This window comes from Streptomyces sp. NPDC030820 (assembly GCF_055572075.1).
In genome coordinates, this window is sequence record NZ_JBVIEB010000006.1 from 134,446 (window position 1) to 158,864 (window position 24,419).

Consider the following 24,419-nt stretch of genomic DNA (forward strand, 5'->3'; position numbering starts at 1 on the left):
CAGTGGGGCGTGCCCCGGCCCGTCCAGGTCTGCGGCGCCTGTGCGCAGCGTGTGCAGACCACCGTGCCGCCGTTCTACACCCCGCCCCAGCAGGGCTATCCGCAGCCCGTGCCGCAGGGCTATCCGCAACAGGGCTACCCCCAGCAGGGCTACGGCGAGCCGTACGCGGACCACGACCATCATCAGCAGGGCGGCGCCCGGCGCTTCGGTGCGGGCGCGCTCATCGGCGCCGGTGCGGCAGGCCTCATCGGCGGCGCGCTGCTCAACGAGGCGTTCGACGACGACGAGCCGGAGGTCGTGGTCAACAACTTCTACGAGGACTGACCGCCGGAGCCGGACGCCTACACTGGGTGGGCGCATGTGCGTCGGCTGTGACGAGGGCGGGGACGGGAGAAGGCTGTGACGGAGAGCGCCGCCGGTTTCGGGGACCCGCCCGCCGAGGTGCTGGCCGAGGCCGCCGCGGCGTTCGGCCTGCTCGCCTCCTCCGCCCGGCTGCATCTGATGTGGGCCCTGTCACAGGGGGAGAGCGATGTCACGCATCTCGCCGACCGGGTGGGCGGAGCGCTTCCGGCGGTCAGCCAGCACCTGGCGAAGCTCAAGCTCGCCGGACTCGTCCGCGCTCGCCGTGAGGGCCGGCGGCAGGTCTATTACATCGACGACCCCGACGTCGTGACCTTGGTCCGGGTGATGGTGGGTCAGCTGACCGCGCGCTCGACCCACACCGCCGTCCCGGTCCACGGCCTGCGCAGGATCGGTGACTGAGAGCACCACACAAACCCGCCGGCCCGGTGCCGGTCCCTTCTCCGTGGCGCTCTCTCGTCCAAGGTCTATATGTCTTTCTTATGTGAGGCGCGTAGACTCCCGCTTCCGTACGTTCCGGCGGTCCGCACGGCGGTTCATGAGATGCCTCACCTGTGAATCATGTGTGGATCTGTGCAGTTCGGGCGGCAGGTTTGTTAGATTGCGCAACCACGCAAGCAAGGGTGGAGCGACGCGCTTCACCCGCCCGGACATCGCCGCGCGGGGCGGGCCGTACACCCCACGGCCCGGTCCGACAGGCCCGACCGTTCATGGGAGTGGGAGATGAGCGACCCGTGGGACGGGCCCACCGGGCAGGCCACGCGCAGCAGTGGCGCGCGAGTGCCCGGACAGCGAGCGGCCGAGCCCGACGGGTCGCCCCGGCCGGGCGGCCGGGCCGCAGCGCGGGCGGCGGCCCGTGGGCACGGCGGCAGGCGGGGGCGCCGGGGCCGTCAGGTGGGTCGCGGCAGGAAGGCGCTGAAGATCCTCGGCGTAGGCATGTCGGCGGTCATCGTGGTCACCGCGGGTGCGGGGTGGTGGTTCTACCAGCACCTGAACGGCAACATCCACAGCGTCGCGCTCGACGGCAAGGGCGGCACCGAGAAGGCCGACGCCTTCGGCCGTACCCCGATCAACATCCTGGTGATGGGCTCGGACGGCCGGACCAGCGCGGCCGACTGCAAACTCGGCGGCGGCTGCTCGAAGACCGGGGTGCAGACCGGCAGCAACGCGGACGTGGAGATGGTGGTGCACATATCCGCCGACCGCTCCAACGCGACGGTGATGAGCATCCCGCGCGACACCATGACCCAGGTCCCGGCCTGCAAGGACAGTGAGAGGGGCCAGTCCACGTCCGGTTACTACGGCCAGATCAACAGCGCCCTGCAGTACGGTCCCGCCTGTCAGGTGGCCACGGTCCACCAGCTCACCGGCATCCCGATCGACCACTTCGTCAAGCTCGACTTCTCCGGAGTCGTGAAGATGTCCGACGCGGTCGGTGGTGTCTCCGTCTGTGTCAGCGACAACGTGTACGACACCTACTCCCACCTGAAACTGTCCAAGGGCACCCACACCCTCCAGGGCCAGGCGGCGCTGGAGTTCGTCCGCTCCCGGCACGGCTTCGGCGACGGCAGCGACCTCGGCCGTACGATCTCGCAGCACCTCTTCCTCAGCGCGATGATCCGCAAGTTCAAGAGCGCGGGCACGCTCACCGACCCCACCGCGGTCTACGGCCTCGCGGACGCCGCCACCAAGGCGCTGACCGTGGACGACGGCCTGGGCAGCGTGAAGAAGCTGATCTCGCTCGCGTCGGACGTGAACAAGGTGCCGACCAAGCGGATGACGTTCACGACGATGCAGACGGCCCCCGACCCGAACAACAAGGACCGGGTACTCGTGGGTGCCGGCGCCAAGACGCTGTTCTCCACCATCGCCAACGACCAGTCGCTGACCACCGGCTCCGGCCAGAAGTCCGCGGCGGCCTCGGCGACCGCGAAGGCCACCGCCCCGGCCGTGCCCGCCTCACAGATAGCCGTCACGGTCGAGAACGGCACCACGGTCACCGGCCGCGCCTCCGCCGTCGCGACGGCCCTGACCGACCAGGGCTTCAGCTCCGGCACGACCACGGCCAACGCACCGAGCACCGCGACGACCAGCACGCTGACCTACGGCACCGGTCAGAAGGCGGAGGCCGAGACGGTCGCCAAGGAGCTCGGCCTGTCCTCCGCGCACGTGAAGCAGGGCACCGGCAGCGGCCTGACCCTGGTCATCGGCAGCGACTGGCCCAGCGGCACCACCTTCCCGGGCGGCAGGTCCGCACCGGCGCCGGCCGACACCAAGGCCGCCGTCGGAGGCGCGCACGCCTCCACCGCCGACCAGGCCAAGACCTGCGCCAAGGTCAGCCCCTACAAGACGGTCAACCTCAACGGCGTCCCCATGACACCGGCCCAGGCCTACGCCGCGGCGCGCGGCAAGCCCGACTCCGACGCCTGACCGGCGGCGACCGAGCCGGGCAGTGGCCTGGTTCTACAGTTGCGCAAGGCTGCAAGTCGTGGGCAAGTCCAAGCGCATCCTCAAGAGCGAGGCCAAGGCCATGCAGGAGGACGACGCCACCTGGCCGACCACCGGTCCCGCGGTCGAGAGCGGGCCGGCCGGCTGAGTGTCGCGTCCACCGTGCGGGTCAGGGGCTGGCGATGTCGAAGCCGTATCGCAGGGGCTCGCTGGTGACGGTGTAGTCGCGGCGGTACAGATACACCGCCTCGGCGCGCACGCCGCCGGGCGGCGCGGCCTCGACCTGGCAGGGGTACGTCACCTGGATCACGCGCGGCCGGTCGGAGACCTTCATCCGCAGCCCGTCCGCCGGCCCGCCGTCGAGCACGGCAGTCTCCCAACCCGTCACTTCGGTAGTCTCCACGCCGGAAAGTTTAAGGGTTGCGCAAGTTTCGCTCCCGTGAGGCGGGTCACCGGACCGCCGGGCCTGCGCGATCGCGTCGGACGGTGGGCGACGGGCCCGGGCTCACCGGGGGCGTCGTACCGTCGCCCGTCGATCTCATGGCTCGACTACGCAGGTCGTTGGGAGGCGGCCGCTTCGGGGCGCAGGTCGGACAGGGTGAGTGGGCGGGCCGGTGGGTCGGACACGGCGATACGGGAGGTCACCCGCAGATCGGGGCCGACGTGGAGCAGCTCGCCCGGCGCCATGAGCTGCCAGTGCGGGCTCTCGTCCATGGGCTCGCTGGCCACGACGACCGCCGGACGATCACCCAGATGCGCGGAGCGCACCCGCAGATGACCGTGCCGGCCGCTGTGGTCGAGATGCCGCGAGCCGTGGTGACCGCCGGCCGGGCGCCGCAGGACGTACAGCTCGTGGGTGGCGGGATAGCGCAGGGCCCAGAGCTCTCGCGCGGTGACGAGAATGATGTTGAGGGCGTACAGGGGCAGGTTCCCGGCGACCCAGCGGGCCGCGGACGCGACCCCGGCGGACAGGTCCCCGCCGTGCGCCGCTGTCTCCCGCGTGACGAGGGCGAAGAAGCGCTCGGAGTCGGTGTCCCCGTGCACCAGTGAACGGTCCTCGCCGAGCCGGCGGTCGAGCTCGTCCAGCCCCTCGATCACACCGTTGTGCGCGAACAGCCGCCCGTCCTGCTCGAAGGGGTGGGTGTTGCGCACGTCCAGCCCGCCGGTCGAGGCGTAGCGGATGTGTGCGAGGAAGGTGGCCGATTCGACGTCCCGGGCCTCCCGCGCGAAGGCTCGGTCCTCGTACGCGGCGATCGCCGCCTTGTGCACCTTTGGCGTGCCGTCCGCGTCGAAGAACCCGAGCCCGGTGCCGTCGGGCTCGCGGCGGCTCTGCACGCTGAGACTGTCAGGGGCGTCCAGCAGCCAGAACGTGGCGTGCGTGCGCAGCGGTGAGCTGATGAGCCCGAACAGTCGGCACACGACATCCTCCTCGTCACCCGTCTTCCGCCGAGCCCCGTCCTCCGGTGCCCCGCCCGGACGACCATGGTCCCGCGCGCCGTACGTCCGCGCACTCGCGCCACCGACGGAATCCGGCCCCGCACTCAGCGCCCGCGTCCGCCCACGGCTTCCTCAAGCGGCCGGTCGCAGCACCGAGTCGAGCGCTGCGTCGATCGACGGATGAGCGAAGGCGAAACCCGCCTTGTGCAGGGCGGCCGGTACCACGCGCGCGCTGCACGTGATGCTCGCGGCGAACTCGCCGAGCGCCGCGCGCAGCGCGAAGGCCGGGACGGCGGCGAGCGCCGGACGGTGCAGGGCGCGGCTCAGTGCCCGGGTCACCTCGCGGTTCGTGAGCGGTTCGGGGGCCGTGAAGTTGACGGGTCCGCAGAGCTCCTCGGTGTCGAGGGCGAAGCGGAGCGCTGCGATGTGGTCGGGCAGGGAGACGAACGGCCAGTACTGGTCGCCGGAGCCGAGCCGGCCGCCCAGGCCGAAGCGGAAGAGCGGGAAGAGCCGGCCGAACGCGCCGCCCTCGGCCGAGACGACCAACCCGGTGCGCGGGTGCACCACGCGAACGCCGGCCTGCCGGGCCGGCTCGGCGGCCGCCTCCCAGTCGACACAGACGGAGGCCAGGAAGTCGTCCCCGGCCGACTCGCTCTCGTCGACGGTCCGTTCGCCGGTGTCGCCGTAGTAGCCGGTCGCGGACGCGGACACCAGGACGCGCGGCGGGTCGGCGGACGCGGCGCAGGCTCGCGCGACGGTGTCGGTGCCGCGCACCCGGCTGTCGCGGATCTCCCGCTTGTAGGCGGCGGTCCACCGCTTGTCGCCGACTCCCGCACCGGCGAGGTGTACGACTGCGTCGACGCCGTCCAGCGCACCGGGCTCGACCCGGCCCGCGACCGGATCCCAGGGCGCGGACTCGCTGCCGTCGTCAGGGGCGGCGACGGACCGGTCGCGGACCAGTCGGACCACCTGATGGCCGTCGGCGAGGAGGGAGCGGGTGAGGGCGGAGCCGATGAGTCCGGTGGATCCGGTGACAGCGACGCGCATGGCGTCCTCCCGAGAGGGGTTCGTGCTTCAAATTTGAATCAGGCGCACGATACACCTGCTACTTGTGTTTTCAAGTAAACCGCCGAAGCCGGCCCGCCCGGGGCCGTGTCGACCTGGCCCGGCCCACCAGATCCACGGCGGCCGGCTGCCACTCCGGATACGCGAACTCGAACCCGGCCGCCGCCAGCCGGCCCGGGACCACCCGGCGGCTCTTGAGCAGCAACTCCGTGTCCGAGCGCAACGCGAAGGCCCCCAGCTCCGCCATCCGCCGGGTCGCCGGCAGCCCCACCGGGACGCCCCGGGCCGCGCGCAGCGCCCGCATGAACTCCCGGTGCGGGAGCGGGCCGGGGGAGGCCAGGTTGACCGGGCCGTCGATGTCGTCCCGGTCGATCAGGAACTTCACCGCCCGTACGAAGTCCTTGTCATGGATCCAGGAGACGTACTGTGCACCACCGGCGACCGGCCCGCCCAGCCCCAGCCGCGCCAGTCCGAGCAGCACGTCGAAGACCCCGCCACGGTCCGGGCTCATCACCATCGCCGAGCGCAGCGCCACCTTCCGGGTCGCCGGCGTCGGCGCCTCGGCCTGGGCGCGCTCCCAGTTCCTGGCGATGTCGACGCTGTAGGCCCAGTAGTCCGGAACTCCGGTCTCCGAGCCGCCGATCACTCCGGTCGCCTCGTCGTTCGGCGCGTCGAAGCGATGGGCGTAGATGGTCGCCGTGCTCATCTGCAGCCACACCCGCGGCGGTTGTGCGGCGGCGGCGATCGCCTGACCCAGCACGCGCGCCGAGTTCACCCGCGAATCCATCATGGCCCGCAGGTTCTCGGCGGTGTAGCGGCAGGAGACACTGCGCCCGGCCAGGTTGATCACGACGTCGCTGCCGTCGACCACCTGGGCCCAGCGGCCGAGCGTGGCCCCGTCCCAGCCGACCTGCCGCTCATCCGCCGGACGCCGGGTCACCACGGTGACCTCATGACCGGCTGCCGTCAGCGCACGATCGAGAATCGTGCCGATCTGTCCGGTGCCCCCAGGCAGAACTACCTTCATCGAGCCCCCTCGGTTCGGTACTCACAGCGTAGCCGCAAATTTGAACGCGTTCAAAAGAGGGGGCAGGGTGGAGTCGACAACTACCCAAGGGCACCTTTCTGTTGACATGTGCTGCGGTAAGGTACGAGCTGTTTGGTTCAATTTTCAGCTTGAGGAGGTCCATGGCTCAGCAGGAGCGAGCTGCCCGGACCCGACGTGCTGTTCTGGAAGCCGCCGCCGCGGTGTTCGCCGAGCGCGGCTACGCGGCGGCCACCATCGCCGAGATCCTCACCAGGGCCGGCGTGACCAAGGGCGCCCTGTACTTCCACTTCGAATCCAAGGCGGCGCTCGCCCAGGGCGTGCTGCAGGAGCAGATAACCACGGAGTACCACGTCCCCCGGGAACTGAAGTTGCAGGAGTGGGTGGACGCGGGCATGACCCTGGCAGAGCGGCTGCCCCGGGAGCCGATGCTGCTCGCGGGGGTCCGGCTCTCGGCCGACCTGCAGGGTCGCGATGTCTTCGGCAGCGCATGGCCGGCCTGGGCCGAGCTGACCGGCTCCCTCCTGACGGAGGCCAAGGAACGCGGTGAGGTACTCCCGCACGTGGTGCCCGAGGAGACCGCCCAGGTCTTCCTCGGTGCGTGGATCGGGGTGCAGTTCGTGTCACAGGCCGTCGCGCACTGGGCCGACCTCGACCACCGTATGTCGACCCTCTTCAGTCATCTGCTCCCTGCCATCGCCGCCCCGGCCGTCCTCGTCCGCCTCGACACCGCACCGGACCGGGGTGCCAGGGTGATCGCGGAGGTCCGGCAGAGGCCGGCGGCGACTCTGGCGGGCGTCAACGGCTGAGTTCGGCCGTGCACTGTGCCCGGTGGCGCCAGTGACGGCAGCGCTTGTCCAACCGTTGGGTCGGTTTCCTGTCGCGCCGGTAGGTTGGGCGGATGACGTCGATGCCCGTGATCCTGCTGCTGTCCGGGAGTCTGCGGAAGGGTTCCACCAACGAGGCCGTGCTGCGCACCGCGCAGGCCGTGGCGCCGTCCGTGGGCGTGGACACGGTCATGTACGAGGACCTGGCCCGGCTTCCGCACTTCAACCCCGATGACGACACCGACCCGCTGCCGGCTCCGGTGGCCGCTCTGCGGACGGCGCTGGACCGTGCGGACGGGATCCTGATCTGCACCCCCGAGTACGCGGGCACGCTGCCGGGCTCGTTCAAGAACCTGCTGGACTGGACGGTCGGCGGCACGGAGATCTGCGACAAGCCGTCGGCATGGATCAACGCGGCGGCCCCCGGGCGAGGCCAGGGGGCGGAGGCCACGCTGCGGACGGTCCTGGGGTACACGGGCGCGGACATCGTGGAGGCGGCCTGCGTGCGGATTCCGGTGGGCCGGGACGCGTTCGGCGACGACGGACTCGTCGCAGATCCGTCGGTACGCCGCCAACTCGGCGAGGTGCTGGAGTTGTTGACTCGGAAAGCAACCTGAACAGGCTCACCCTTCCGCCGCCGCACCGACAAGGTGAGCCTGGCCGGGCGGCAGCCGGGAGCGATCGCGGAGAGGGTGACCCGGCCCGGTGTCTTCGCGGGGCGCACCACCGCCAGGGCGCGGCCCGGGCGGGGAGGCCGTCCGTCGTCTTCAGGGCCGCAGCGATCGCGCCGGCCGCGGTGAGCATCAATGACGCGGGGGAGGCCGGAGCGCGCGGCGGGCGGTAATTCGTTGGACAACTCCTGTGCGGAAGGCCAGCGTTGGTGCAATGGAGCAGGAGAAGATCTGGGACGCGGCGGTCGCCCGGCGCTACGACACGCCCGGCACCGGCATGTTCGCTCCCGAGGTTCTGACGCCCACGGTGGAACGCCTCGCCGAGCTGGCGGACGGCGGAGCGGCACTGGAGTTCGCGATCGGGACCGGCCGGGTCGCCGTCCCGCTGGCCGAGCGAGGGGTGCCCGTCACCGGCATCGAGCTGTCCGGGCCGATGGTGGAGCAACTGCGGACGAAGGCCGACGAAGCCACGATCCCCGTGGTCATGGGTGACATGGCGACGACCCTCGCCCCGGGGACGTACAGCCTGGTCTACCTCGTCTACAACACGATCTCCAATCTGCTCACGCAGGCCGAGCAGGTCGAGTGCTTCCGCAACGCCGCCCGCCATCTCGCGCCCGGCGGCCGGTTCGTGATCGAGCTGTGGGTGCCGGAGCTGCGCACGCTTCCCCCGGGCAAGGAGGCCACCGTGTGGCGCGCCGACGCCGACTATGTCGGGCTGGACACCTACGACGTCCTCAACCAGCGTGTCGTGTCACACCACTTCCGCTTCGACGAGTCCGAGGATGCCCGGCTGTACCGCAGCCCGCACCGCTACATCTGGCCGTCCGAACTCGACCTCATGGGCCAACTGGCCGGATTCGAGCGGGAGTCCAGGCATGCCGACTGGTCCGGCAGCGAGTTCACCGCCGAGTCGCCTTCCCATGTCTCGGTGTACCGGCTGCCGTTGGCGCGCTAGTCGGTCCCAGCGCTCCACCCCGCGGGTCGGCCCCGACATCAGCAAGGCAGCAGCCGCAGCGCGTACAGCGCGGCGCCCAGGTCGGCGAGGGCCATCGGGTCGGTGAGCGGACGCCCGGTCAGCTCCTCGACGCGCCGCAGCCGGTAGCGCACGGTGTTGGGGTGGACGAAGAGCCGTTCCGCGGCACCGGCGGCCGCCCCGCCCGAGGCGAACCAGTGACCGAGGGTCTGCAGCAGCCGCGCCCGCTCCGCCTCCGGCAGTCCGAGGAGCGGGCCCAGGCAGACCTCGACCAGCCGGCTCGCCTCCGCCGGGGCGGCGGCCACCAGCATCGCCAGCGGGCTGTCGTCGAACCGGGTGACCCCCGAACCCTCGCCGGGCAGGCCGGCCAGGGCCAGCCGGGCGAACCGCAGCGCCTGCGGCGTGTCCCGCAGCGAGTCGAACCGGGGGCTGACGCCGACCCGGGCGCGCCGGCGGCGCAGCGCGCGCAGGCTCACCGTCTCCGCGTCCAGGTGCCCGAGCGAGACCAGCCCGATCTGCTGGTCCGGCAGCAGCCGCCACACCGAGGGCACGCCGGAGCGGCGCAGGGCCGCCTCGATCCCGGGCAGCGGCTCCTGGCCGGGATCCGGCACCGACGCGGCCACCACCGCGTACGGCCCGCGCTCCGGCAGACCGAGCTGCCGGGCCGCCTCCCACGGCGTCGTACGATCCGTGAGGGCGCCCGTGAACAACGCCTCGGCCAGGGCCGACCGTCGGGCCTCGCGCTGCAGCGCCAGCTCAGCGCTGGCCTCGCGGTAGGCGGCAGCCACCGCCTCCGCGTACCGGCCGAACAGCGCCCAGATCTCCGAGGAGCCGGCCACCAGCTCCGCGTCCGTGACCTCAGGGTGCCTGCGCGACTCGTCGACCATTTCCGACCACAGCAGCTCGAAACCGACCCGGTAGGCGTGCAGCGTGTCCGCGAGCGGCACGCCCTGCTCGGCGCGCAGCCGCCCGGTCTGCTGGGCGGCCCCCACATCGGGTTCGGCGCCATAGGCGAAGCCTCCGAGGAGGAGATCGGCGTTGCCCTGGCAGGACTCCCTGAGCGACGCGAAGGGGATCAGCGAGTCGTCCGCGTACGACTCGACCTCCGCGCGTATGCGCTCGGCCATCCGCTCGCCCAGCTCCGGGAGGCGCCCGCGCAGCGCAGCCCCCACGTTCGACAGACCCATACCCGCAGCGTACGACGCTCATTTTGTTTGGGGGAACAACTCCGGCAGGGTCGAACTGTGGGCGTCACCATGGACGCCCCTGATCGTGCACGCGACCATGCCGGGAGCGCTCGCGGTGGGACCCGTGAGCGCGGCGGGAGCATGCGTGCGAGGAGGCATCATGGCCAATCTGGCGGAATTCCTGGTGGACACGGCGCGGCGGCTGCCGGAGCGGCCGGCGCTGCGGCTCGGCACGGCGGCCACCAGCTACGCCGAACTCGACCGGCTCAGCGCCCAGGCCGCCGCACTGTTGCGCAGCGAGGGCCTGCGCACCGGCGACCGGGTCGCGCTGATGCTCCCGAACGTGCCCGAGTTCGTCGTCCTGTACTACGCCGTGCTGCGCGCGGGCGGCATCGTGGTGCCGATGAACCCGCTGCTGAAGGAGCGCGAGACCGAGTACCACCTGCGGGACTCCGGCGCCGTACTGCTCTTCGAGTGGCACCAGGCGCCCGGTGAGGGTACCGCGGGCGCGGCTGCCGCCGGCGTACGGCACCTGACGGTCGAGCCGGCCGCCTTCGCCGCCGAACTGGCCCGCCTGGAGCCGGGGTACGAGGTGACGGCCGCCGCCGGCGACGACATCGCCGTGCTGCTCTACACCTCGGGCACCACGGGCCGTCCCAAGGGCGCCGCGCTCACCCACGCCGGGCTCCGCCACAACACCGAGGTCAACGTCACCGAGGTCCAGCGGCTGACCTCCGACGACGTGATCGTCGGCTGCCTGCCGCTGTTCCACATCTTCGGGCAGACCTGCACCATGAACGTCGCCGTCCGCAGCGGTGCGTCCCTCACCCTCGTCCCCCGCTTCGAGCCGCAGACCGTGCTCGACGCCATCGCCCGCGACCGGGCGACCGTCTTCGAGGGCGTCCCGACCATGTACGCGGCGCTGCTCCAGCACCCGGGCGCCGGCGCCGACGTCTCCAGCCTGCGCATGTGCGTCTCGGGCGGTGCCTCGCTGCCGGTGGAGATCCTGCACGGGTTCGAGCGGCGCTTCGGCTGCATGGTGCTGGAGGGCTTCGGCATGTCCGAGACCAGCCCGGTCGTCTCCTTCAACCACCCCGACCGCCCGCGCAAGCCCGGCTCCATCGGCACCCCCATCCGCGACGTCGAGGTCCGGCTGCTCGACGACTCCGGCCGGGACGTCGTACCGGGGGAGGTCGGTGAACTGGCCGTGCGCGGGCCCAACGTGATGAAGGAGTACTGGCACCGCCCCGAGGAGACGGCCGCCGCCATCCCCGACGGCTGGCTGCGCACCGGTGACCTGGCCCGCCAGGACGAGGACGGCTATCTGTACATCGTCGACCGGAAGAAGGACCTCATCATCCGCGGCGGCTACAACGTCTACCCCCGCGAGATCGAGGAGGTCCTGCACGAGCATCCCGCCGTCGCCCTCGCCGCGGTCCTCGGGGTGCCCGACGAGCGGCTCGGCGAGGAGGTGGTCGCCGCGGTCGTTCTGCGCCCGGGAGCCCAGGCGGACGCCGAGGAGCTGCAGCGGTTCGTCCGGGACCGGGTCGCCGCCTACAAGTACCCGCGCCGGGTCTGGCTGACGGACGCGCTGCCGTTGGGTCCGAGCGGCAAGATCCTCAAGCGGCAGATCACCGCGCCGACGCCCTGAGACAGCCCCGGCCGCGTGAACAGCCCGTTCACGACAAGCGGCATCGCCGAGCGGCATGCGGCGAGTGACGAGCGACGGCGTCGGCAGGGTCCGTGACCGGTGACGAAACGCTGACGTCCGGTGTTCGGCCCCGAGTCACCGCCGATGCCTCACCCGTCCGCGCCACCGTCACCTGTACGGCCGTCCCCCCGAATGCCCCCGGTCATACGGGGTACGCCGGCTCACCAGCCCGTCAGCAGCAGGTGGTTGAGGAGCAGGGCCAGGATCGACTGGGCGGTGAGCCAGGGGCGGGGGCGGGGGAGGAGGGCGCAGGCGGGGAGCAGCCAGAGGGCGAAGGGCAGCCAGATGCGTTCCGTCTCCGCCTTGCTCATGCCGGACAGGTCGGCGACCAGCAGGGCGAGCAGCGCGGCGGTGACGAGGAGTGCCAGGTGTGTGTCCGCGGGGCGTCGCGGGCCGGTCCTGGGGAGGAGTGCCGTGGTCGTCCGGCGCAGGCCCGCCGCCGTGGCCGGGCCGGTGATGAGGGCGGTGCAGGCGAGGTTGGCCCAGACCCAGTAGCCGTAGGGGCGGGTGCCGCCGATGCCCTGGTAGTAGCGCGTGACGAGAAGGTGGTAGGCGTGCCACCAGTCGAAGCCGGCGAGCGTGAACACCACCGGGAACACGGCCAGTCCGGCGAGCAGGGACAACAGCAGGGCCGGGCGTTCCCGGAGTTCGCGGCGCGCGAGCGCGACGACCGCCGCGCCGATCAGGGCGAACAGTGCGAGGCCGTAGGACAGGTAGCAGGTCAGGCCGAAGAGGAGGCCCGAGGCCGCCGCGTACCCGTGGGACCGGCGGGTCAGGGCCAGGGCGAGCAGTGCCGGGGACCAGGCGGCGACGGCCGCGAAGTACGCGTCGGCGGAGGTGCCCTGCCACACCGCGGCAGGGGCCAGCACCAGGAACGGCGCGGCCCGCCGCGCGAGCGTCTCGTCGGCCAGCGCACGCAACGCGATCAGCACGGCCACGCAGCCCGTCGCCCCCACGGTGATGCACCACATCCCGGCCCAGCCGCCGCCCCGCAGCCCGATCCGGTCCAGCAGCACGAAGGTGAGCGTGGCGGCCGGCGGATGGCCGGCGATATGGGCGGGCCAGGGGTCGGGGCTGCCGCTGACGATGTGGTGGGTGAAGTCGCGGAGGGTGGCCGGCATGTCATGGAAGCGGCCGATGACCCGGAGATATTCGTTGCGGGTGGTCAGCCGGACCGCGATGCCCTGGTGCCAGCCGTCGACCAGGGCGAGGGACACGATCCAGGCCAGGGCGGCCGCCCAGGCCGCCGCGAGCAGCCCGCGCCAGGGCAGCCGGGCCGCTACGGCCGGGCCGCACGCCACGGTGGCCGCCGCCACCGCCAGGGCCGCCGGGGTGCCGGGACCGATATGGGGGTCCCAGTCCGCGAACAGCGGCGGCCAGTGGACGAACAGGGTGTGGCGGGTGTCCTGGATGTGCCGGCCGACGAGGACGGCCGCCGTCACAAGGAGGGCGGCGGTACCGGCGGCGTACAGGTCACGGCGGAGAGATCGGGTCACACCGGCACGCTAGGCCGGGGGAACGGCGACCGGCCGCCGTGCGGACCGGACGTCAGCGTTTCGTCACCGGTCACGGACCCGGTTCCGGGGGTCCCCCGGCCTACGGTCGGGACATGCGCGACCATTCCCGGCTCCCCACTTCCCCAGGTTTCTGGCGCAGCCCCCTGCGCGGCCCCTGGTTCACCTCGGTGCTCGGCCTCGTCCTGCTCGTCGGCATCACCGTGCTGTTCGTGACCGGCCTGGTGTCGTACGCCGCCTACGACCCGGGCCTGTCCCGGGTGAACGACATGACCCCGGACAAGGGCTTCCTGGGCTTCTACCTCTTCGCCTGGCCCACCGACCCGGTGTGGCTGTACCGGCTCACCCAAGGCATCCACGTCACCCTCGGCATCACCCTGATCCCCGTCCTGCTGGCCAAGCTGTGGTCGGTGGTGCCGAGGCTCTTCACCCTGCCGCCGGCCCGCTCCCTCGCGCACGCGCTGGAGCGGATCTCCCTGCTCCTGCTGGTCGGGGGAGGGCTGTTCGAGTTCACCACCGGCGTCCTCAACGTCCAGTTGGACTATGTCTTCCCGGGCTCCTTCTACCCGCTGCACTTCTACGGGGCATGGGTGTTCTTCGCCGCGTTCGTCGCACACGCCGCGCTGAAGACACCCACGGCGGTACGGGCCGTACGGCGGCGCCGACAGGAGCACAACGACCTGGTCTCACCGCGTCCCGCGGCGCCCACCGTGTCGCGGCGCGGCGCGCTGGGGCTGGTCGGCGGGGGTTCCCTGCTGCTGTTCCTGACCACGGTCGGGCAGAGTCTGGGCGGACCCTTCCGCCGTACGGCCCTGCTCGCGCCGCACGGCACCGCCGATCCCGGCGGCGGCCCGAACGGCTTCCAGATCAACAAGACCGCCGCCTACGCCGGCATCACCGCGGCCGACACCCACGAGGACGCGTGGCGGCTCGTCGTCACCGGCCGCACCGGAACCGTCCGGCTCAGCCGTGCACAACTCCTCCGACTGCCGCAGCACAGCGCCTCGTTGCCCATCGCCTGTGTGGAGGGCTGGTCGACCGCGGACCAGTGGTGGCGCGGAGTACGGCTGCGCGACCTCGCCGCACTCGTCGGGTACGACGGCGATCCGCCGGACGTGCTCGTGGAGTCCCTGCAGCGGCACGGAGCGTTCCGGCGTGCGGCCCTGCGCGCCAACCAGGTGGCCGACGGACGCTCTCTGCTCGCGCTCTTCGTCAACGGCGAGGAACTGTCCCCCGATCACGGCCACCCGGCGCGGATCATCGTCCCGGCGGCACCCGGTGTGCTCAACACCAAGTGGGTGGCCCGACTGACCTTCGGAGATCTGTGATGCCGCGCCGCGTACGCCTGGGCAGTCCCTTCCAACTGCTGCTGCTCGCCTGCTCGTTCGCCCTTGCCGCGTACGCCGGGGTGCGGCTGCTCGCCGGTGACTGGTTCGGGGTGGCGCTGTGGATCGTGGGCGCCGCCCTGCTGCACGACCTCGTCCTGCTGCCGCTGTACACGGTGGCCGACCGGGCGGTCACCGGGGGCCTCGGGGCAACCGGACGGCGCGGCTGGACGCTGTACGTGCGCGTCCCGGCCCTGCTGTCCGGGCTGCTCCTGCTCGTCTGGTTCCCGCTGATCAGCGGCATGACGGCCGGGCGCTACCGGTCGGCCACCGGCCTCTCCCCGGACGGTTTCCTCACCCGCTGGCTGCTGATCAGCGCCGTACTCTTCGGCGGCTCGGCGCTGCTGCTGGGATGGCGCGTGCGCAGGGCGGCGAAGCACCGGCCGCCCGCCGACCACTGAGCGACGGACCGCCACCCGGCCCTGCGCGCGTACCGCAGCAGGGCCGGGGTGCCGAGGCGCGCCCAGGGAAACGGCGCACCGGTGGCCCGGACGGCGCCGACCGTGTCGACCACCTGGACCCGGGCGCGTTCGTCGACGTGTCCCGGCACCGTCTCGGCGATCAGCAGCCCGCCCGGGCGCAGCAGCGCGGCCACCCGCTCCAGCAGGACGGACGGCTCCCCGCCGATGCCGATGTTGCCGTCCATGAGCAGTACGGTGTCCCAGCGGCCTTCTCCGGGCAACGGCTCGAACACCGAGCGCCGCAGCGCCTGTCCGCCGAGCTCGATGGCGTGGTCGACGGCGGCCTCGCTGACGTCGATGCCGAGCACGGTACGGCCCCGGGCGGCGAGTTCCGCCACCAGCCGGCCGGGACCGCAGCCCACATCCAGGACAGCGCCCTCGCAGCGGTCCAGGACGCCCCTGTCGACCTGATCGGCTCGGCCGCACCAGCGCTCCACCTCCAGCGGCAGCAGCCAGCCGTCGGTGCGCCGCAGGAAAAGGGGCCCGCGGCCGGTGCGCAGGGCGGCGGAGTAGGGATCTGCAGTCGCCCAGGCGACATTGCCGCCCATCACCGGGTGACCGGCGTACAGCGGGCCAGCTGGGCGGCGAACCGGCCGCGTGGGGCCAGCGCGGCGACGGCGTGCGCGTCGGCCGCGGTGTCGACGTCCCGCAGCCGGGGCAGCTCGCGCACCCGCAGCCCGGCGGCCAGCAGCCGCTCCCGCTGCGCGGCCCCGGTGGCGGGCGTCGACATGGGCACGCCCCGCAGCAGCGCGGAGTCGGGCTCGGCCAGGCCCAGGGCCCAGAAGCCGCCGTCCTCCGCCGGGCCGAGGTAGGCGTCGCAGCCCGCGAAGTCCACGGTGAGCAGCTCCGGTGTCACCTGCGGGGTGTCCATGCCGATGAGCAGCGCCGGTCCCGAACAGTGCGCGAAGGCGTCCGCCAGCCGCTCGTCCAGCCCGCCCGCGCACTGCGGCAGCACCTCGAAGCCGGCCGGCAGCCACGGTCCCGGCGCCCCGTCGAGCACCAGGACCCGCCGGGTGGCGGGGGCCGCCGCCACGGCGTGCAGGGTGTCCGCGAGCGCCGCCTCCGCGAGACGGGCCGCCTGCCGCGGGGTGAACGGCGGGGTGAGCCGGGTCTTGACCCGCCCCGGCAGCGGTTCCTTGGCGATGACGAGCAGCGTGGTCACCGTGCGAGCCCCCCGTCGGCCGGGGTCTCCGCCAGCACGCGGCTCATGTCCCGCACCGCCTGCCAGGTGCCGCGCCAGGTGCCCGTCACCTTGGAGGCGCCGGTGCGCGGCCGGTAGGGCACGTCGTGTTCGGCGATGCGCCAGCCTGCGTCGGCCGCGCGGACGACCATCTGCAGCGGATAGCCGCTGCGCCGGTCGGTGAGGCCGAGCGCGAGCAGCGGCTCACGGCGGGCGGCGCGCAGCGGGCCCAGGTCGTGCAGGCGCAGCCCGGTGCGGCGGCGCAGCATGCGGGCCAGCGCGAGATTGCCCGCGCGGGCGTGCGCCGGCCAGGCGCCCCGGCCCTCGGGACGCCGCCGGCCGAGGACCAGGTCGGCGGCGCCGTCCCGGATCTCCCGTACGAAGGGAACGAGCAGCGCGGGATCGAGGGAGGCGTCGCAGTCGCAGAAGCACACGATGTCGGCCGTGGCCGCGGTCAGTCCGGCGTGGCAGGCGGCGCCGAAACCGCGCCGCGGCTCGTGCACCACCGTCGCGCCGAGCGCACGGGCGATGCCGGGGGAGCCGTCGGTGGAACCGTTGTCGACGACGAGGGCGCGCCAGCCGGCCGGGATCCGGCCGAGCACCCAGGGCAGGGCCTCGGCCTCGTCCAGGCAGGGGAGCACCACGTCGACGTCCGCTGAAGTGGTCGTCACGGTCTCACCCTACGAACGCCAATCGGGCAAATCGGACTCATGGTCCTTACGAAACGCGGACGCCCGGCCAGCGGCCGGACACCGGTGGCCGCGCGGTGCGACGCTGGAGGCATGCAATCGCTGTACGAGCCCCACGGGACCGAAGCCGCAGGCGGGACGGCCCGGATCCTGGTCGTGGACGACGATCCGACCGTCGCCGAGGTCGTCACCGGATATCTGCACCGCGCCGGCTATGTGGTCGACCGCGCCGACGACGGCCCGACCGCCCTCACCCGCGCCGCCGCGCACCGGCCCGACCTCGTGGTGCTCGATCTGATGCTGCCCGGCATGGACGGCCTGGAGGTGTGCCGGCGGATGCGGGACGGCGGCCCCGTGCCGGTCATCATGCTCACCGCCCGCGGCGACGAGGACGACCGCATCCTGGGCCTGGAGGTCGGCGCCGACGACTACGTCACCAAGCCCTTCAGTCCCCGCGAACTGGTTCTGCGCGTGGAGTCGGTGCTGCGCCGCAGCCGCCCTGCCGGCACCGGGCACCGGCTCGCCGCGGCCGGACTCAGCGTCGACCCCGACGCCCGCCGGGCGACCAAGAACGGCACCGAACTCGCCCTCACGCTCCGCGAGTTCGACCTGCTCGCCTTCTTCCTGCGGCACCCCGGCCGGGCCTACAGCCGCGAGGATCTGATGCGCGAGGTCTGGGGCTGGGACTTCGGCGACCTGTCGACCGTCACCGTCCATGTCCGCCGGCTGCGCGGCAAGGTCGAGGACGACCCGGCAAGGCCCCGCCTGATCCAGACCGTGTGGGGCGTCGGCTACCGCTTCGAGCCCGGCGAGGCGGTGCTCTGACCATGCCCGCCACCCTTCTCATCGCCCTCTACGCCTTCGCCGGTGCCGCCGCGGCGGGGGTGGCGGGAGCGGGCGTGCTGCGCCTGATCCGGCGCCGCTCGCTCACCGCCTCCGTCGCCGTGGTCGCGGCGGTCGGCGTCGGCGCGATGCTCGCCGGCACGCTCGCCGTCGCCTGGGCGATGTTCCTGTCCTCGCACGACCTGACCGTGGTCACCACCGTCGTCGCGATGGCGGCCGTGGTCTCCCTGGCCACCGCGCTGCTCCTGGGCCGCTGGGTCGTCGCCCGCAGCCGTGAACTCACCGACGCCGCCCGCTCGTTCGGCGACGCGGGTGCCTTTGCCGCCCCGCACGGCCCGGCCACCGCCGAACTGGACGCTCTCAGCCGTGAGTTGGCCGCCACCAGCGCACGGCTCGCCGAATCCCGGCAGCGGGAGCGGGCGTTGGAGAAGTCCCGGCGCGAGCTGGTCGCCTGGATCTCGCACGACCTGCGCACCCCGCTCGCCGGACTGCGCGCCATGTCGGAGGCGCTGGAGGACGGCGTGGCCGTCGATCCCGGCCGCTACCTCAAGCAGATCCGTACCGAGGTCGAACGGCTCAACGGCATGGTCGGCGACCTCTTCGAACTCTCCCGCATCCACGCGGGCACCCTCCCGCTGAGCCCCTCCCGGATCTCGCTGTACGACCTGGTCGGCGACGCACTGGCCGGCGCCGACCCGCTGGCCCGCGAACACGGTGTCCGCCTCGTGGGCGACCGCGTGGCACCGGTACCGGTCGAGGTGGACGGCAAGGAGATGACCAGAGTCCTCGGCAACCTCCTGGTCAACGCGATCCGCCGGACCCCGCCCGACGGCACGGTCGCGGTCGCCGCCGAACGCACCGACGACGGCGTGGTGCTGTCCGTCACGGACGGCTGCGGCGGCATCCCCGAGGAGGACCTGCCACGCGTCTTCGACACCGGCTGGCGCGGCACCGACGCGCGCACCCCGCCGGCGGGCGCCGGCCTGGGCCTGGCCATCGTCCGCGGCATCGTGGAGGCCCACCAGGGCCAGGCCACGGTCCGCAACATCCCGGGCGGCTGCCGCTTCGAGGTGACCCTGCCTGCGGCGCCTTAGGCAGTCCTGGGGTGCCGCATTCTGGGGGGTATGGCGGCTGCCGTATTCCGGGCGGGCGGGGGGAGGGGCAGTCTGGTTGGGGTGGCTGGGGGCGTGCGGAGTTTGGGTGGCTGCCGCGTTCCGGGCGGTCGGGGGGTGGAGGAGTTGGGGTGGCTGGGGGGCGCGCGGAGTTTGGGCGGCTGCCGTATTCCCGGGCGGTCGGGGGGAGGGGCAGTCTGGGGAGTCGGGGTGGCTGGGGGCGTGCGGAGTTTGGGCGGCTGCCGCGTTCCGGGCGGTCCGGGGGTTGCGGCAGTCCGGGGAGTACGGGTGGCTGCGGCCACCCGCGAAGTCTGGGCGGCTGGCGCCTCCTCGGCGGTTCGGGGGCCGCATCCCGAGGAGTCCGGGGGCTGCGGCATTACGAGGACTCCGAGGCGGCCTCGGCATCCTGCGGAGGCTGAGTGGGTGCCGCACCCTGGGAAGTCCAGGCGGGGACTGCGGCGCCCCGGCGAGTCCGGGTGGTCGTGGCGCGCTGGGCAGTCACGGCCCCCCCGCACCCCGGGCGGGCGCGCGTTCCGTGCCGCGCCTCGGTGGGGCTCGTCGGCCGCCGGGCCTGAGTCGGGCTCGCTCGCCGCGAATTGCCGAGTGACCCTCACGCAGCCGCCCTGCGGCGCACAGGACGCCCTACACGGGCCCGGCCTCCGAGAACTCCCGCATGCCTGACGCGAATCCGACCTGCGGCTTCCAGCCCAGGTCGGCCCGCAGCCGCGACGAGTCGGCGGTGATGTGCCGTACGTCCCCCAGCCGGTACTCCCCGGTGACCACGGGCTCCGGCCCGCCGCACGCGGTGGCCAGTGCCCGTGCCAGCTCGCCGACGGTACGAGGCTCACCGCTCCCGGTGTTGTACGCCGCGAGGACACCCGGCGCCGCCTCCGCCTCCAGCGCCGCCACATTGGCCGCGGCCACGTCCCGCACGTGCACGAAGTCCCGCCGCTGCCGGCCGTCCTCGAACACCCGCGGGGCCTCGCCGCGGGCCAGCGCCGAGCGGAAGAAGGACGCCACCCCGGCGTACGGGGTGTCCCGCGGCATCCGCGGCCCGTACACGTTGTGGTAGCGCAACGACACCGCCGACCCGCCCGTGCTGCGGGCCCAGGCCGCGGCCAGGTGCTCCTGCGCCAGCTTGGTCGCCGCGTACACGTTCCGCGGATCGGCCGGAGCGTCCTCACCCACCAGCCCGGGGCTCAACTCCGCGCCGCACCGCGGGCAGGAGGGCTCGAAGCGGCCCGCGTCCAGATCGGCCACGGCCCGTGGACCCGGCCGTACGACCCCGTGCCGAGGGCACTCGTAACGCCCCTCCCCGTACACCACCATCGACCCCGCCAGCACCAGGCGCCGCACCCCCGCCTCCGCCATGGCCGCGACCAGCACGGCCGTGCCGAGATCGTTGCGCGAGACGTACTCCGCCGCGTCGGCGACGCCGTTGCCGAGCCCCACCATCGCCGCCTGGTGGCAGACGGCGTTCACCCCCGCCAGCGCCCGGGCCACGGACGCCGGGTTGCGCACGTCCGCGCCGGGATCCTCTCGGACGTCGTACACGAGCGGCTCGTGCCCGCCCGCCCGCAGTGCCTCGACGACATGGGACCCGATGAACCCGGCACCGCCGGTGACCAGTACACGCATACGGCCACGCTAGACGCGGACGGCACCGGGGCCGGGCGGCGCGACCGGCACGTCATGACTCCGTAAGGGGCGGACGCCGTGAGTCCCGGGGTGACGGCGGACGCGCTTACGGAGGCCCTGGCGCCGCAGCTCACCCCCGGTCGTGGAGGTTTCAAGAATCTGTGTCAACAACGTTGACTCCTCCGGTGGATGCCCGCACATTACCTATCGGTAGAACTCCGCGGTAATCCCGCGAACCGGCACCCCACGCCGGTACCTCTCCTTGCTCCGAGCCGCCGCATTCTCGCGCACCAGCACACACACGGGCACTGCCATGCCCGTCTGCTCCGTGTCCCCCACCCGAGAAGAGGGAGCACCCGCCCATGCCCAAGCCTGCCCTGCGCCGTGCCATCGCCGCGACGTCCGCACTCGCCGGCGCGCTGGCCCTCGGCCTCACCGCCGCACCCGCCCACGCCACGACTCCCCTGAACTTCGCCGCCCTCGGCGACAGTTACAGCGCCGGCTCCGGGGTCCTGCCGGTCGACGCGAGCAATCTGATCTGCCTGCGCTCCACAGCCGACTATCCCCACGTCATCGCCGCCCGCACCGCCGCCCGGCTGACGGACGTCACCTGCGGCGCCGCCCAGACCAAGGACTTCACCGAGCCCCAGTACCCCGGGGTCGCCCCGCAGACGGACGCGGTCACCACGGACACCGACCTGGTGACGCTGACGATCGGCGGCAACGACAACGGCACCTTCATCAACGCCATGCTCGCCTGCGGCACCGCGGGCATCCTCAGCGCAGGCCAGGGCAGCCCCTGCAAGGACACGTACGGCACCTCCTTCGACGACGCGATCGACGCGAAGACCTACCCCGCGCTGAGGACCGCGTTGCGCGCCGTGCGGGCCAAGGCACCGGACGCCCGTGTGGCGGTGCTCGGCTACCCGTGGATCACGCCGGCCGAGGCAGAACCGTCCTGCTTCGCCAGAATGCCGATCGCTTCCGGCGACGTGCCGTACCTGCACGCGCTGCAGGCCCACCTCAACGCCGTCGTGCAGCGCGCCGCCGAGGAAACCGGGGCCACGTACGTGGACTTCTCCCAGGTGTCCGAGGGCCACGACGCCTGCCAGGCCGTAGGCACCCGGTGGATCGAGCCGCTCCTCTTCGGGCAGAACCTCGTCCCCGTCCACCCCAACGCGCTCGGCGAGCAGCGCATGGCCGAGCGCACCATGAGCGTTCTCGGTCTCGGCTGACTCCCGCGCCCGCTCAGGCGCGTGCGCCGCCGTCGACGCGCAGCACCGTGCCGGTCACGAAGGAGGAGCGGTCGCTCAGCAGCCAGGCGGCGGCCTCGGCGATCTCCTCGGGAACGGCCGCGCGGCGCAGCGGGGTGAGCGCCGTGAGCCGGTCCTGCAGCCCGGGAGCCTCCGCTTCCCAGGCCCGGATCATCTCCGTCAGGGTGTTGCCGGGCGCGATCGCGTTGACACGGATGCCTTCGGGGCCGTAGGTCACGGCGGCCGACTCCGTGAGGCTGTTCACCGCCCGCTTCATCGCACCGTACGCGGGCAGTTCGGGGTTGCCCCGCAGACTGCCGATGGAGGAGTTGTTGACGATGGCGCCGGTTTTGGCGGTGGCCCGGATGGCGGCGACCTCGGCGACCATGGCCAGCCAGACGCTCTTGAGGTTCACCGTGTACACATGGTCGAACTCGGCCTCCGGCAGCTGGTCCATGGGGCCGGGCGGCTGGATCGTCGCTCCGTTGTTGAAGGCGATGTCGAGCCGGCCGTAGAGGTCGACGGTACGGTCCACGGCGGCCCGTACGCTCGCCGTGTCGGCCAGGTCGCACACGACGTGGTCCGCGGTACCGCCCGCCGCCCGCACCTCCTTGGTGACCGCCTTCAGCTGGGCCTCGGTGCGGGCCGCGAGCAGGACCCGGGCCCCTTCCCGGGCGAAGAGCCGCGCCGCGGCGGCGCCGATCCCGCGCCCGGCACCGGTGATGAAGGCGACCTTGCCGGCCAGCAGGCCGTGCGCAGGCGTGTCCTTGTTCGCTGTGTTGTCCATGGCTGCGAGCCTGCGCCCGGGAGCCGGACCCATCCAGGCACCGGGAGTACCTGGATCGGTCGCGCGGCACCTGCGCACACTGAGGGTGTGGACAGAGCAGAACTGGCGGGATTCCTGCGCAGCAGGCGCGAGCGGATCAGCCCTGCCGACGTGGGCCTGGCCGCCGCGCCGCGCCGCCGCACACCGGGGCTGCGCCGTGAGGAGGTGGCGCATCTGGCGTTCATCTCGACCGAGTACTACACCCGGCTGGAGCAGGCCCGCGGCCCGCGCCCGTCCCGAGAGGTACTGGCCGGGCTGGCCCGCGCCCTGCGGCTGTCGGACGCCGAGCGCGAGCACCTCCACCTCCTGGCCGGCGCCCCGCCGGATCCCGCGCCCGGCCCCCCGCGCGAGGTGCGGCAGAGCATCCTCGACCTGATCCACCGGCTGCCGCAGTCCGCCGCCTTCGTCACCTCGGCCACGCTGGAGGTGCTCGCCTGGAACGAGCTGGCCGCCGCCCTGATGGAGGACTTCTCGGCTCTGCCGCGCCGTGAGCGCAACCTCGCGCGGCGCGTCTTCCTCGGGCCGCGCGCCGGGGGACAGCGGCTGTACGGCGTGTCCGACGCGGACGCGTTCGCCCGGCACGCGGCGCGTCGGCTGCGCACGGCCGCCGCCCGCTACCCCGACGATCCCGAGGTGACCGGGCTGATCCGTGAACTGCACGCGGGAAGCGAGGAGTTCGCCCGGCTGTGGGACTCCCATGACGTGGACGGGCAACGCACGCTCCGCAAGACGTTCCGGCATCCGCTGGTCGGGCCGGTCACCGTCAACTGCGACGCGCTCGACCTCACCGACCGGGACCAGCAGGTCGTGATCTACACCGCCGTCCCCGGCACACCGTCCGAGGAGGCGCTGCGGCTGCTGTCGGTCATCGGCACCCAGCGCATGGACGCCGCCCGCTGAGCCGGACCCGCCGTACGGTGCCGGCACCGCCGGCCCGGTGCTGATCGCGGTCGGCGTCTCCACCACACTCGGCTGGGGCAGGATCGCCGTCCGCCGCCCGCCCTTACCCGTTGGGGTAGGCCTGCGCGACGAGCTTGGCTCGCACCACCTGCCACTGGGCCGCCATGTCGTGCACGAGGTACAGATCCCGGCGCCGCGTCCACGGCTGTCCCGACTGCGGGTCGTAGGTGTGCGGCATGGTGAAGCCGCGCGGCGCGTACGCCGTCATCCCCCGGTCCTGCGTGGTCTGCACACACCGCCTGTGGTGATCGCGGAACCCGACCACACAGGCGGTGCCGATGCCACCGGACGCCTTCTTGCGGTGTTCCAGCACCTGTCCGGCGACCCCGTCCGTGCTCAGGCAGGTGATCGTGCCGTCCTCCGCGACGGCGGGCTCGATCGACGTCACGTCGTCCATGCCGTACGTGGACCGCAGGAACCGGGCGATCTCCCACTGTGCGTAGACGGGCACGTTCCGCCGCTCGCGGATCCGGGCGATCGTGTCTGCCAACTCCTCGTTGACCGGGCCGGGTTCGGGGAGCGTTCGCTCCGGATCGCCGGACTTCGCGGGCCGGTTGCCGAAGGAGTAGCCGACGATGAAGTCGAACCGTTCCAGCTCCGCCGTCTCCGGGTGCCACTCGAAACCGACGTCGTACAGTTCCGGCACCAGTGCGATAGCCGTGTCCCGGTCGTCGATCTCCCGGTCCAGCACCGTCCGCATGTGCTCGGCGAGCCCCGTGCCCGCACCGGAACCAGTCTCCTCGGCGGCCTCGGCCGGGGGCATGTCGAGGACCGCCGGTGCGGCGAGAGCGGCTGCAAGGTAGGCGGCGAGCGCACGTCGTTCCATGAGGC

General features: G+C 72.7%; 23 protein-coding genes. 11 read left to right on the forward strand and 12 right to left on the reverse strand.

The features are described 5' to 3' along the window. Positions 1-399: 399 nt before the first annotated feature. Together ACZ418_RS18190 and ACZ418_RS18195 are read left to right on the forward strand one after the other, a co-directional pair. Positions 400-762, forward strand: a complete 363-nt coding sequence (locus tag ACZ418_RS18190; protein ID WP_468363517.1) for an ArsR/SmtB family transcription factor — start codon at positions 400-402, stop codon at positions 760-762. Between the two features lie 321 nt (positions 763-1,083). Continuing rightward, positions 1,084-2,790, forward strand: a complete 1,707-nt coding sequence (locus ACZ418_RS18195) for an LCP family protein (RefSeq protein ID WP_468363521.1) — start codon at positions 1,084-1,086, stop codon at positions 2,788-2,790. A gap of 187 nt (positions 2,791-2,977) precedes the next feature. Here the strand turns inward: ACZ418_RS18195 and ACZ418_RS18200 are convergent, their stop codons facing one another. The 4 genes from ACZ418_RS18200 to ACZ418_RS18215 all read right to left on the reverse strand — a co-directional run bounded on the left by ACZ418_RS18200 (position 2,978) and on the right by ACZ418_RS18215 (position 6,337). Then, on the reverse strand, positions 2,978-3,211 hold the full coding sequence (locus tag ACZ418_RS18200) for a hypothetical protein (protein ID WP_451004570.1): 234 nt from the start codon (positions 3,209-3,211) through the stop codon (positions 2,978-2,980). A gap of 146 nt (positions 3,212-3,357) precedes the next feature. Then, complete coding sequence (locus ACZ418_RS18205; RefSeq protein ID WP_468363524.1) at positions 3,358-4,227, reverse strand: class II glutamine amidotransferase; 870 nt, start codon at positions 4,225-4,227, stop codon at positions 3,358-3,360. A 150-nt stretch (positions 4,228-4,377) separates the two neighbouring features. Next, the gene (locus ACZ418_RS18210) at positions 4,378-5,292 is read right to left on the reverse strand and encodes a TIGR01777 family oxidoreductase (protein ID WP_468363527.1); all 915 of its coding nucleotides are present in this window, start codon (positions 5,290-5,292) and stop codon (positions 4,378-4,380) included. 70 nt (positions 5,293-5,362) lie between these two features. Further along, positions 5,363-6,337, reverse strand: a complete 975-nt coding sequence (locus tag ACZ418_RS18215; protein ID WP_468363529.1) for a TIGR01777 family oxidoreductase — start codon at positions 6,335-6,337, stop codon at positions 5,363-5,365. 161 nt (positions 6,338-6,498) lie between these two features. On the opposite strand from ACZ418_RS18215, the gene ACZ418_RS18220 reads away from it, so the two are divergent. From ACZ418_RS18220 to ACZ418_RS18230, 3 genes are all read left to right on the forward strand, one after another. Next, on the forward strand, positions 6,499-7,164 hold the full coding sequence (locus tag ACZ418_RS18220; RefSeq protein ID WP_468363530.1) for a ScbR family autoregulator-binding transcription factor: 666 nt from the start codon (positions 6,499-6,501) through the stop codon (positions 7,162-7,164). Positions 7,165-7,256: 92 nt separating this feature from the next. Continuing rightward, positions 7,257-7,799 (forward strand): NADPH-dependent FMN reductase, encoded by a 543-nt coding sequence (locus ACZ418_RS18225; protein WP_468363533.1) that lies wholly within the window; start codon positions 7,257-7,259, stop codon positions 7,797-7,799. 268 nt (positions 7,800-8,067) lie between these two features. After that, a complete protein-coding gene (locus tag ACZ418_RS18230) occupies positions 8,068-8,811 on the forward strand; it encodes a class I SAM-dependent methyltransferase (protein WP_468363536.1) in 744 nt (247 codons plus the stop codon). A gap of 38 nt (positions 8,812-8,849) precedes the next feature. Here the strand turns inward: ACZ418_RS18230 and ACZ418_RS18235 are convergent, their stop codons facing one another. Then, complete coding sequence (locus tag ACZ418_RS18235) at positions 8,850-10,016, reverse strand: PucR family transcriptional regulator (RefSeq protein ID WP_468363538.1); 1,167 nt, start codon at positions 10,014-10,016, stop codon at positions 8,850-8,852. A gap of 160 nt (positions 10,017-10,176) precedes the next feature. Between ACZ418_RS18235 and ACZ418_RS18240 the strand changes: the two genes are divergently transcribed. After that, on the forward strand, positions 10,177-11,667 hold the full coding sequence (locus ACZ418_RS18240) for a long-chain-fatty-acid--CoA ligase (protein WP_468363540.1): 1,491 nt from the start codon (positions 10,177-10,179) through the stop codon (positions 11,665-11,667). Positions 11,668-11,888: 221 nt separating this feature from the next. Here the strand turns inward: ACZ418_RS18240 and ACZ418_RS18245 are convergent, their stop codons facing one another. Further along, the gene (locus ACZ418_RS18245; protein WP_468363543.1) at positions 11,889-13,223 is read right to left on the reverse strand and encodes a hypothetical protein; all 1,335 of its coding nucleotides are present in this window, start codon (positions 13,221-13,223) and stop codon (positions 11,889-11,891) included. A gap of 113 nt (positions 13,224-13,336) precedes the next feature. On the opposite strand from ACZ418_RS18245, the gene ACZ418_RS18250 reads away from it, so the two are divergent. Further along, the gene (locus ACZ418_RS18250; protein ID WP_468363545.1) at positions 13,337-14,569 is read left to right on the forward strand and encodes a molybdopterin-dependent oxidoreductase; all 1,233 of its coding nucleotides are present in this window, start codon (positions 13,337-13,339) and stop codon (positions 14,567-14,569) included. A gap of 313 nt (positions 14,570-14,882) precedes the next feature. Here ACZ418_RS18250 and ACZ418_RS18255 read toward each other — a convergent pair whose 3' ends face one another. The 3 genes from ACZ418_RS18255 to ACZ418_RS18265 are packed head-to-tail and all read right to left on the reverse strand — an operon-like array spanning position 14,883 to position 16,938. After that, positions 14,883-15,635 (reverse strand): class I SAM-dependent methyltransferase, encoded by a 753-nt coding sequence (locus tag ACZ418_RS18255; protein ID WP_468363548.1) that lies wholly within the window; start codon positions 15,633-15,635, stop codon positions 14,883-14,885. Continuing rightward, entirely contained in the window at positions 15,635-16,249 is a 615-nt protein-coding gene (locus ACZ418_RS18260) for a TIGR04282 family arsenosugar biosynthesis glycosyltransferase (protein WP_468363550.1), read from the reverse strand. Before ACZ418_RS18260 ends, ACZ418_RS18255 begins: the two co-directional genes overlap by 1 nt. Continuing rightward, the gene (locus tag ACZ418_RS18265) at positions 16,246-16,938 is read right to left on the reverse strand and encodes a glycosyltransferase family 2 protein (RefSeq protein ID WP_468363552.1); all 693 of its coding nucleotides are present in this window, start codon (positions 16,936-16,938) and stop codon (positions 16,246-16,248) included. Before ACZ418_RS18265 ends, ACZ418_RS18260 begins: the two co-directional genes overlap by 4 nt. A gap of 111 nt (positions 16,939-17,049) precedes the next feature. On the opposite strand from ACZ418_RS18265, the gene ACZ418_RS18270 reads away from it, so the two are divergent. Then, positions 17,050-17,781, forward strand: coding sequence for a response regulator transcription factor (locus tag ACZ418_RS18270; protein WP_468363555.1), 732 nt, complete (start codon positions 17,050-17,052; stop codon positions 17,779-17,781). A 2-nt stretch (positions 17,782-17,783) separates the two neighbouring features. Further along, the gene (locus ACZ418_RS18275) at positions 17,784-18,893 is read left to right on the forward strand and encodes a sensor histidine kinase (RefSeq protein WP_468363558.1); all 1,110 of its coding nucleotides are present in this window, start codon (positions 17,784-17,786) and stop codon (positions 18,891-18,893) included. 660 nt (positions 18,894-19,553) lie between these two features. On the opposite strand, the gene ACZ418_RS18280 is transcribed toward ACZ418_RS18275, so the two are convergent. Continuing rightward, the gene (locus ACZ418_RS18280) at positions 19,554-20,549 is read right to left on the reverse strand and encodes an NAD-dependent epimerase/dehydratase family protein (RefSeq protein ID WP_468363561.1); all 996 of its coding nucleotides are present in this window, start codon (positions 20,547-20,549) and stop codon (positions 19,554-19,556) included. A 362-nt stretch (positions 20,550-20,911) separates the two neighbouring features. Here ACZ418_RS18280 and ACZ418_RS18285 point away from each other — a divergent pair, with 362 nt between their 5' ends. Then, on the forward strand, positions 20,912-21,784 hold the full coding sequence (locus ACZ418_RS18285; protein ID WP_468363564.1) for an SGNH/GDSL hydrolase family protein: 873 nt from the start codon (positions 20,912-20,914) through the stop codon (positions 21,782-21,784). Positions 21,785-21,797: 13 nt separating this feature from the next. On the opposite strand, the gene ACZ418_RS18290 is transcribed toward ACZ418_RS18285, so the two are convergent. Further along, positions 21,798-22,589, reverse strand: coding sequence for an SDR family NAD(P)-dependent oxidoreductase (locus ACZ418_RS18290; protein WP_468363567.1), 792 nt, complete (start codon positions 22,587-22,589; stop codon positions 21,798-21,800). 87 nt (positions 22,590-22,676) lie between these two features. Between ACZ418_RS18290 and ACZ418_RS18295 the strand changes: the two genes are divergently transcribed. Continuing rightward, a complete protein-coding gene (locus tag ACZ418_RS18295; RefSeq protein WP_468363570.1) occupies positions 22,677-23,528 on the forward strand; it encodes a helix-turn-helix transcriptional regulator in 852 nt (283 codons plus the stop codon). Between the two features lie 103 nt (positions 23,529-23,631). Here ACZ418_RS18295 and ACZ418_RS18300 read toward each other — a convergent pair whose 3' ends face one another. Continuing rightward, the gene (locus tag ACZ418_RS18300; protein ID WP_468363573.1) at positions 23,632-24,414 is read right to left on the reverse strand and encodes a hypothetical protein; all 783 of its coding nucleotides are present in this window, start codon (positions 24,412-24,414) and stop codon (positions 23,632-23,634) included. Positions 24,415-24,419 lie beyond the last annotated feature (5 nt).